Origin of the sequence: Bartonella bilalgolemi (assembly GCF_023500045.1) — a bacterium.
In the GTDB taxonomy this organism is placed as follows: Bacteria; Pseudomonadota; Alphaproteobacteria; order Rhizobiales; family Rhizobiaceae; genus Bartonella; species Bartonella bilalgolemii.
In genome coordinates, this window is sequence record NZ_JAMCOF010000018.1 from 1 (window position 1) to 8,938 (window position 8,938).

The following is an 8,938-nucleotide window of genomic DNA, read 5'->3' on the forward strand; positions in this document are numbered from 1 at the left end:
ATTGGAAGAGGCTAAAATAATTGCTAAACATATCCGCAAAAGTTGGTATTTTATCAATCCAAATTTTATATTTAACGGCACACATGTTATTTTTATAAACGAGCTTGAGTATAAAGAAGATGATGATATTAAATTAAATAATTTTACTTTTTCTAATTTAATTTATCGTGTTGTGTTTTGCAAGAGGAATTTTGCAGAAAAGGTGATATTTTTGACATTTTTTTGCCTCTAATGGAGAGGTTTAAAGAATTATGGTTAATAAAACATCTGGAAGAAGGATAGGTACGCATCATATAGAATTTAGGAAATTAGCAGAAAGCGCTGAGATTGGTTCAGTAAGCCGTGGTCAATTAATTGGATTGGCTAACAAGTTAGAGAGTGCTGGTTTGATTAAAGAGACAGAAGCAAAACTTCTCTTGGCTTTATTGCGTACAGCTTCGACATCTTCATTTGAAAAAGGTGGAGTTCCTATCGTTTTTAAAAGCAATTACTGTTTGAGTAAGGAAATTTGCCGTAGTGAATCACGCGTGAGTATATTGCTTTCACGTCTTTATGATTGTGGTTTTGTTGTCATGCGGGATTCTGGTAATTTTAAACGCTATTCAATACGAAGCCGTAATCATGGAGTTATAGCAGCTTGCGGTATTGATTTACGTATTCTTGTTGCTCGATACCATGAACTTAAACAAAAAGTAGACGAAGCTCTAGAGGCTCAAGACAGACAAAAGGATATTTTGCCTTGTTTTCAAGGATTGGTTCGTCAAATTAAAGCATCTTATGCATCAATTGAATCTACGCCATTTACATCCTTGCTTTTTTCTAGAATGCAAAAAATTATTGATATTGTTGGCAAACCAACCAAAGCTTCGGTGGAAAAATTGCATAAAGCAATAGGTCTTTTCCAGTGGATTTTAGAAAGATTTTTAAAGCAAAAAACATCAAAAACGAAATACAGGCATGTCGCCGACGAAATACACATAGAATCTACAATCCTTAACTTAAATTGTAAGTGTAATAGAAATGAGTGTTCAGATAACTCTGAACACACTCAAATAAATGATGTGACCTCCGGTCACAATAAAATGGCTTATGAAAAAAGAGTGAACGGCAAAAACGAAACTTCACTTCCTTCAAAAGGCAATACATTGCCTCAAATTCACCCAGAAATATTAGCTAAAGCATTGCCAAATACAACCATGTTTCTTAAACATGAACTGCAATCTGAACGCGATTTAACTGGTTCTATGGAGTTCTTAGCTAAAATGTCTGGCATTTCTTCCCATGCCGTTGAAGAAGCTAAAAAAACTATGGGATTTAAAAAAGCAATGAGGAGTGATGATGCATTGTGATAATATAAATTATCCTTTGATCATACTATTCTTTCTTCATAAAGAGATATTCTGTGTATATAAACAAAGGACAAAACAATATATAAGAAGAGAACGAATAGTTCTTGAAATTAAATAAAACCCGCGTTATGTCGATATTATGGAAAAGAAATTTAAAGTTGCTGCTCTTTATTGCTTTGCAGATTTGAAACATTATCGTCAATTGCAAAAGCCCTTGCTGAATTTATGTCAGACAAATGGCATTAAGGGAACTCTTCTTTTAGCAAAAGAGGGGATCAATGGCACTGTTGCTGGTTCTTGCAGTGCAATTGAAAAGTTAATAAATTTTATTACTGCAGAGCCTACATTTCAAATACCCGAGATTAAATATTCATGGGCTTCAAAAATGCCTTTTCATCGTTTGAAGGTGCGGCTAAAAAAAGAAATTGTAACAATGGGGGTTGAAGATGTTAACCCATTGAAAGTTGTTGGAACTTATGTAGAGCCTGAAGATTGGAATGCTCTTATCCAAGATGAAGAAACACTTTTAATCGATACACGTAATGATTATGAATATGCGCTTGGGAGTTTTCAAGGAGCAATTGATCCCTGTATTAAAACATTTCGTGAATTTCCTGAGTGGATTATGAAGCACGAAAGTGATTTGAAAAAGAAAAAGAAAATTGCCATGTTTTGTACAGGAGGTATTCGGTGTGAAAAATCAACGGCTTATGTACGTAGCCTTGGTTATGATCAAGTTTATCACTTAAAAGGCGGTATTCTCAAATATTTAGAAACTATCCCAAAAGAAAAAAGCTTGTGGCAGGGAGAGTGTTTCGTTTTTGACGAGCGCGTTTCGGTGGGGCATGGTCTCGAAGAATGTGGACGCGAATTGTGTCGCGCCTGTCGTTCCCCTCTTAGTGCTGAAGATAAGTTATCTTCTCGTTATGAAGAAGGTGTCTCTTGTGATGCTTGTTATAGTACGCGGGATGAAAGTGATAGACAACGCTTTCGGGAACGTCATAGACAATTTCAGTTGCTAAAATTGCGTGCAACGTATCCTTATTGTGAACAATAAAGATCTTTTTTTGTTTGTGCAACTTTTAAAAAGAAGAATATTTTGAGACTGGACACTATCCAATAATTAAGAATGCAAGCTTGTTCCTGTATCTGGATTGTATGTTTCTTTTTTACATCATTTTTTGATTAAAAATTAAAAAAGTTTTAAAATTAAAAAAAAATGATTGAAATGAATAGAAATTGGCTTTATACGCAATGTTGCCCAAAGTCGCACGTGCCTGTGGGTGTCCGCTGGTTCTCAAATGGTGAGATTAACCGGTACGGTACCTGGAACTAACCGCTCCAGTCATTCTTACGACCAATCGAAAGGATGAGGACATCTTGAAGCAACGACGGTGCGGGCCTTTCTGGTGTCTTCCAGCTGTTCAAATGCTGGGATAACTATAGAGGCACACCTCATTGCCTTCAGTGCGGAATTGGTTTCTCAGCTCCAATCAAAAAGGCAGACAACGTAAAGCAACGCGGTTTTCGCGCTGTTTCTTCGTGGCATGCAATGCTGATCTCTTTCTGATTTCTTTTTAATCAGGTGAGAGAGTTGGTGTATGTCTTTTGTTTTTTTGCTGCTGGCAGCGTTTGCTGCTTATTGGCGTAAAGTAGGAATATCTTGTTCCTAGGGAGAAATGCAAATGGCAACGCAACGTATTCGCGATTTTCTTGCAACGCATCGTTCTGAAGGTCCGTGTTTGGTTGTTGATCTTGATGTTGTTCATGAAAATTATTTAAATTTTGAAAAAGCTCTTCCACAGTCACGTATTTTCTATGCGATCAAAGCAAATCCAGCACCTGAGATTTTGCGTTTGCTTGTTTCTTTGGGATCGTCTTTTGATGCTGCTTCCATAGCAGAAATTGAAATGGCTTTAGAAGCAGGCGCTACTGCTGATCGTATTTCTTTTGGTAATACCATTAAAAAAAAGCGTGATATTGCGCGTGCGTATGCGCTTGGCGTTTCACTTTATGCTGTTGATTGTCTTGAGGAAGTAGAAAAAGTTGCTTGTGCTGCGCCGGGAGCTCGTGTTTTTTGCCGCGTTCTTACCGATGGAGAAGGAGCAGAGTGGCCATTATCGCAAAAGTTTGGTTGTGTTCCTTCTATGGCTGTTGATGTTTTACGCTATGCACATCACTTAGGCTTGCAGGCACATGGTGTTTCCTTTCATGTAGGTTCTCAGCAGACAGATCTAAATGCATGGGATCGTGCTTTATCGGATACAGCTTTTGTTTTTAGATCTTTGGAACAAGAAGGCATCCAGTTACAATTAGTGAATATGGGGGGTGGTTTTCCGACACGTTATTTGAAGGATATTCCGACAGTGCAAACTTATGGTATGGCCATTTTTGATTCTTTGAAAAAATATTTTGGTAATCGTATTCCTGAAACAATTATTGAGCCAGGGCGTGCAATGGTTGGTAATGCCGGTGTTATTCGCACAGAGGTCGTTCTCATCTCTAAAAAAGCAAAGAATGATAATGTCCGTTGGGTTTATCTTGATGTGGGCAAATTTAATGGTTTGACCGAAACTATGGATGAAGCTATTCGCTATCCTATTGAAACAGCTTATGATGATAAAGCAATGGAACCGTGTATTTTAGCTGGTCCTACATGCGATTCGGCAGATATTATGTATGAGAAAACGCCTTATTTACTTCCTCTTTCTCTAACAATAGGTGATGAGCTATTGATTCATGGAACCGGTGCTTATACAACAACTTATGCATCTGTTGCATTTAATGGCTTTGAGCCTTTACGATCCTATGTAATTTAAGTTTTTATACATAAGGGATCTCTCTATTTTTGCCTAATGGGGTGGTTTGGATGCGGTTTAACGGGTGACAGAGATGAAAGAAATTCGTTTTCAAGCAAAAAATGGTGTATGTTTTACACTTATGTCCGAGCAAGAAGCTGATGGTCCTCATCGGGAGAAACTTCTCGATTTGGTCATGGGAAAAGAACGTAAGCGTAAATCATCAGAAATTTTACGTTGCGGTCGATCTCCAGCTTTTGGCCTTTCCTTTATTATTAAAAATTTTCTTGGTGAGCTCGTAGGCAGTGTGCGTCTTTGGAATGTTACTTTCCACAAAGGGCAAAATGAGACCCAAGGTGCTTTGCTTTTAGGGCCTTTAGCTGTTGCAGCTGAATATTCTGGTATAGGAATCGGGTCAGTTTTAATGCAGCATGCAATTGAAACAGCAAAAAAATTAGGTCATGGTGCTATTTTTCTCGTGGGAGATTCTGAATTTTATCAGCGTTTTGGTTTTTCAAATCATTTAACAAAAAATTTCACTATGCCTGGAGCTTATGAAAAACACCGTTTTCAAGCTTTGGAATTGATACCTCAATATCTTATTGAGTGTCATGGCATTTTAGTTTCAAGTGGAGACTTACAGGATTTAAGCTGTAATCAGCATTGTAAAGTAGCTTAAATTTTAGAGCATTTCATTTTACTTGTTTGTTAGCAATAACGCTGAGGGTGCTTTTTCATTTTTCATTCATTATTAGATGAAGCTATTTTAAAATATCCCCTTTATCAAAAAATCTTTTCGTTAGCTAAGAAGGCTAAATTCTATTCTTAAAACTATCTTTCGTATCAGAATTTTCTGAATTCATCAAAAATAAATGCTTCCTATATTTTTAATTTTCATTTACAATAGGAGTGCTCGAGCCCGCTGTATTTAATCTAAGAAGATTCATTATTTTATTAAATACTTGAATAATAAATTTTATAGATGAATGAAGTGCAAATTCTCACGATTCTTACGATATAGAAATAAATAAGGTCGGTAATCCAGCTATTTCTAATCATTAATTTGCTATGATCTCAAAATCTCATGTATCACATACTTGGGTATTTTGAATAATTTTGATACTGTTCAAATCCTAGCATTATCACAAATTTCAATCAAAAATTATTTGCTCAATAAGTAAAATCATCGATATTTTAGCGATATGATTAAACTCTTTTGTTGATACACTCAGTACCATAAATATCTGTCGTTTTTTATAACATGAAGCTTAATGGCTTGAAGGAATATCAGCAGATGGTGGTATTTTTTTAAGAAAAACGGTTAAGAAGGTTGAAATGCTAAAAAGAATAGTCATCATAAAGAAAATATCGCTAAAAGCCATGATTGTTGCTTGTGTAAGAGCTGTACCAAAAAGTTGTAATAAGGCGAGGGCATGTGGATCAAACGTATAAGAATGGAAATACATAGTGAGCTTTGCAAGCATTTCAGTTGCTTGGATATTTCCTGCTTGAACGGTTTCAGCTATTCGTTGGTAATGGAGGTCAGAGCGTTGCATCATAACAGTACCAATAATAGCAAGCCCTACTGCACCACCGAGATTGCGTGTTAAATTAAAAAGCCCAGAGGCATTTTTCATTCGCTCTGGTGGTAATGACCCAAAGGCAATGTTATTAATGGGAACCATACAGAGCATAATAGAGATCCCACGAAAAATTTGAGGCCAAAAGAGTTCCCAAAAATCCCAATTGTCGGTAACGGCAGTGGCTAGCCAAGTGCCCCATGCAAAGGTGGCTAGTCCTATAGCGATCATAAGACGTGCATCAATACGTGCTGAAAGAAATCCAGCTATAGGAGCGGTTAAAAACATAGCTAAACCTGAAATAAATAGCGTTTTTCCAATCATAAGAGCATCATAATGGCGTATTTGGCTTAAATAGACAGGATAAAGATAAGTAAGACCATAAAGCCCTATTCCAAGCATAAAGGAGAAAATTGCTGCAATCGAAAAATTTCGATTAGAAAAAGCTGTGAGATCAACAATTGGTTCTTCAGTAGTGAAAGCTCGCCAAAAGAATACACTAGCTGCTAAGATCATAATAATGAAAAGATTAAAAATCAGCTGATCCTTTAACCAATCGTGACGTGCACCTTCTTCTAAAATATATTCTAATGATCCTAAGAAGGTTGCCATGGAGAGAAGCCCCCACCAGTCAAATTTAGTTATTAGAGATGGTTCTGCTTTATCAAAATCAATTAATTTCCAAGTTAAAATTGAGATAATAATTCCAAAGGGTACATTAATAAGAAAAAGCCAATGCCACGATAAGACGTGACAAAGATATCCCCCTACTGTTGGGCCAATCGTAGGTGCTAATGTTGCGACTAGACCAACGATGGGCGAAACTATTGACTGTTTAGAGGGAGGGAAAAGTGTATAAGAAGCAACAAAAACGCTGGGAATAATACCTCCGCCAATAAAGCCTTGGAGCGCACGGTACAAGGTCATCTGCTCAATAGATGTTGCTGTAGCACAAAGAATAGATGTAATGGTAAAACCAGCTGCTGATAGACTGAAGAAAACCCGTGTTGATAACAAACGCGCTAAAAAACCAGAAAGAGGCAACATAATAACTTCAGCAATAAGATAAGAAGTTTGAACCCATGAAATTTCATCAGCACTGGCTGATAAACCGGCTTGAATTTCAGCTAAAGATGAGGAAACAATTTGGATATCTAAAATAGCCATGAACATACCAAAAGTCATAGCAATGAAAACTATGATTTTACGGATTCCTATGCTTTCTTTAGGATCAGTAGGTGCAGGAGGTGTGGGATTTTTCATAATAGGATCATTTAATAAAGATCTTGATTGTGTGTCTTGGTCCGTGTGTCAACTGTTACGGTAACACTCATTCCTGCCTTGATTCTTCCACTTTTTAATGCATACTCAGGAATAGAAATCCGAATAGGAATACGTTGAGTAATTTTTGTGAAATTACCAGTGGCATTTTGTGATGGCAAAAGAGAAAAAACCGCTCCTGTCGCGGGCGAAACGGAAAGCACTTTACCTTCAAACACATCTTTTTTGAAGGCATCGACAGAGATGTAAGCAGTTTGCCCACTCTGAATATTTTGCAATTGTGTCTCTTTATAATTTGCTTCGATGTAAAGTGAGTGGATGGGAACTAATGCTGCAAGACGTTGACCATTAACAACAAAATCTCCCTTTTTTGCTGTTAAATTTCCAATGATTCCATCAAATGGAGCACGTAGAATAGTTGAATCAAGATCGCGCTTTGCTTGGTCACGTGTGAGTTCAAGATTTTTTGTTTGACTTTCTACTTCATGCCGTTGTGCTTCTAATACTTGAATATTAGCACGTGCTGCAGCTATTTGTGCATCTGTCCGCGTAACATTGGCAATAGCTTGTTCGTAAGATGATTTGGCATTATCAACATTAGATTGAGAAACATAACGATCAGTTTTCAGTTCTGTGATGCGTTGTAAGGTGAGTTGTGCATTGGTTGCTACAGCTGAGGCTGCCGCTTTTTGTGCTTGCGCATCATCTAAAGCACTGTGGGCTGCCACAATTTGCGCATCAATACGCATAAGGATTTTTTGTTGTGTATCGAGATGAGCTTTTGTTTGATCTAAGGCGATTTGATAATCACCACTGTCTAAACGAAAGAGGATGTCGCCTTTTTTGACAGCTTGATTGGCTTTGACAGAAAGTTCTTCAATGTATCCGCTTAATTTGGGTGCAATAGCAGCGATGTCGCCTTGTACATAAGCATCGTCAGTTGTAAGCATATAACGCCAGTGCGCCAACCATTTATAGCTAAACCAAATTATAAGAAGCACAAAAATAATAACAAGAATATTAATGAGCTTCTTGTGTTTGATTTTTCTGGGAGTATTGTTAAAAAAAAATGATGTAGACATGGATTTATTACTTTCAGTTCAATCTATAATAAATACAATAAATGCACTGGCACATCCACATCAAATGGTGATAAGTACATTACGCACATAGCAGAGTGAGAAAAGCTTTCCAGATAATATTAAGGATAACACATATATACTTGATATGAAAATTTACAAGTGTAAAAAATATTATTTTATAGTACATTTTTTACAGGTACCTTTTACTTCTATAGTACTTTTATGTGCTTGGAACTCAATTTTTTGTGTTATTTGCTTAATGTCATACGCAATGGTTTGTTCTTGTATCTCGTTCACTTGGCCACATTTGTTGCAAATAGTAAAAATCGTTAATTCATGGTGACAATTCTCTGGATGTGAACAAACCATAAAAGCATTTACACTTTCAAGACGGTGTATGCATTTTAACTGAACTAGTCCTTCTAATGCCCGATAAACCTGTAAAGGAGCACGGAAGCCTTCTTCACGCAAACGATCTAGAATTGCATAAGCACTTAAAGGTTTTGTTTCATTTTTTAAAACATTAAGCACTAATGTTTGGTTACGTGTAAGTTTAAATGTTTGGTTACGTGTAAGTTTAGATGACATTTACACCTTACTTTTTTAGATTTTGTTATGAGCATATTTAGCATATTACGTAATGAAATATAAGAAATATAAAAAGTGTAAGGCATTTGTGCAGTGATGATTATGATACAAACTCTTTCTGTCTCTTTATTTTTAAAATATTATCCCTGTTTTTTTATTGATTGAGCATTATATTTTTTAAATTTCAAAAATTATGTTGACTCTTTAGTTAGAAGAGTTTTATATATCATTAATGTGACAGGGGCATTTATTAGCTATTT

General features: G+C 36.4%; 7 protein-coding genes and 1 pseudogene. 5 read left to right on the top strand and 3 right to left on the bottom strand.

The window, feature by feature from the left end:
- The 5 genes and pseudogenes from M4Z11_RS07055 to M4Z11_RS07075 form a co-directional block, all read left to right on the top strand.
- Positions 1-232: pseudogene (locus tag M4Z11_RS07055) on the top strand (hypothetical protein); the annotation flags it as partial.
- Positions 233-251: 19 nt separating this feature from the next.
- On the top strand, positions 252-1,349 hold the full coding sequence (locus M4Z11_RS07060) for a helix-turn-helix domain-containing protein (RefSeq protein ID WP_249677947.1): 1,098 nt from the start codon (positions 252-254) through the stop codon (positions 1,347-1,349).
- A gap of 139 nt (positions 1,350-1,488) precedes the next feature.
- Positions 1,489-2,406: an oxygen-dependent tRNA uridine(34) hydroxylase TrhO gene (gene trhO / locus M4Z11_RS07065; RefSeq protein ID WP_249677948.1), complete on the top strand. Its 918-nt coding sequence runs from the start codon at positions 1,489-1,491 to the stop codon at positions 2,404-2,406.
- 628 nt (positions 2,407-3,034) lie between these two features.
- Positions 3,035-4,168, top strand: a complete 1,134-nt coding sequence (locus M4Z11_RS07070; protein ID WP_249677950.1) for a type III PLP-dependent enzyme — start codon at positions 3,035-3,037, stop codon at positions 4,166-4,168.
- 73 nt (positions 4,169-4,241) lie between these two features.
- The gene (locus M4Z11_RS07075) at positions 4,242-4,826 is read left to right on the top strand and encodes a GNAT family N-acetyltransferase (protein WP_249677952.1); all 585 of its coding nucleotides are present in this window, start codon (positions 4,242-4,244) and stop codon (positions 4,824-4,826) included.
- Positions 4,827-5,415: 589 nt separating this feature from the next.
- Here M4Z11_RS07075 and M4Z11_RS07080 read toward each other — a convergent pair.
- From M4Z11_RS07080 to M4Z11_RS07090, 3 genes are all read right to left on the bottom strand, one after another.
- The gene (locus tag M4Z11_RS07080; protein WP_249677954.1) at positions 5,416-6,990 is read right to left on the bottom strand and encodes a DHA2 family efflux MFS transporter permease subunit; all 1,575 of its coding nucleotides are present in this window, start codon (positions 6,988-6,990) and stop codon (positions 5,416-5,418) included.
- An 11-nt stretch (positions 6,991-7,001) separates the two neighbouring features.
- Positions 7,002-8,090, bottom strand: a complete 1,089-nt coding sequence (locus M4Z11_RS07085; RefSeq protein ID WP_249677956.1) for an HlyD family secretion protein — start codon at positions 8,088-8,090, stop codon at positions 7,002-7,004.
- 171 nt (positions 8,091-8,261) lie between these two features.
- A complete protein-coding gene (locus tag M4Z11_RS07090) occupies positions 8,262-8,678 on the bottom strand; it encodes a Fur family transcriptional regulator (protein WP_249677957.1) in 417 nt (138 codons plus the stop codon).
- Between the last annotated feature and the right edge of the window lie 260 nt (positions 8,679-8,938).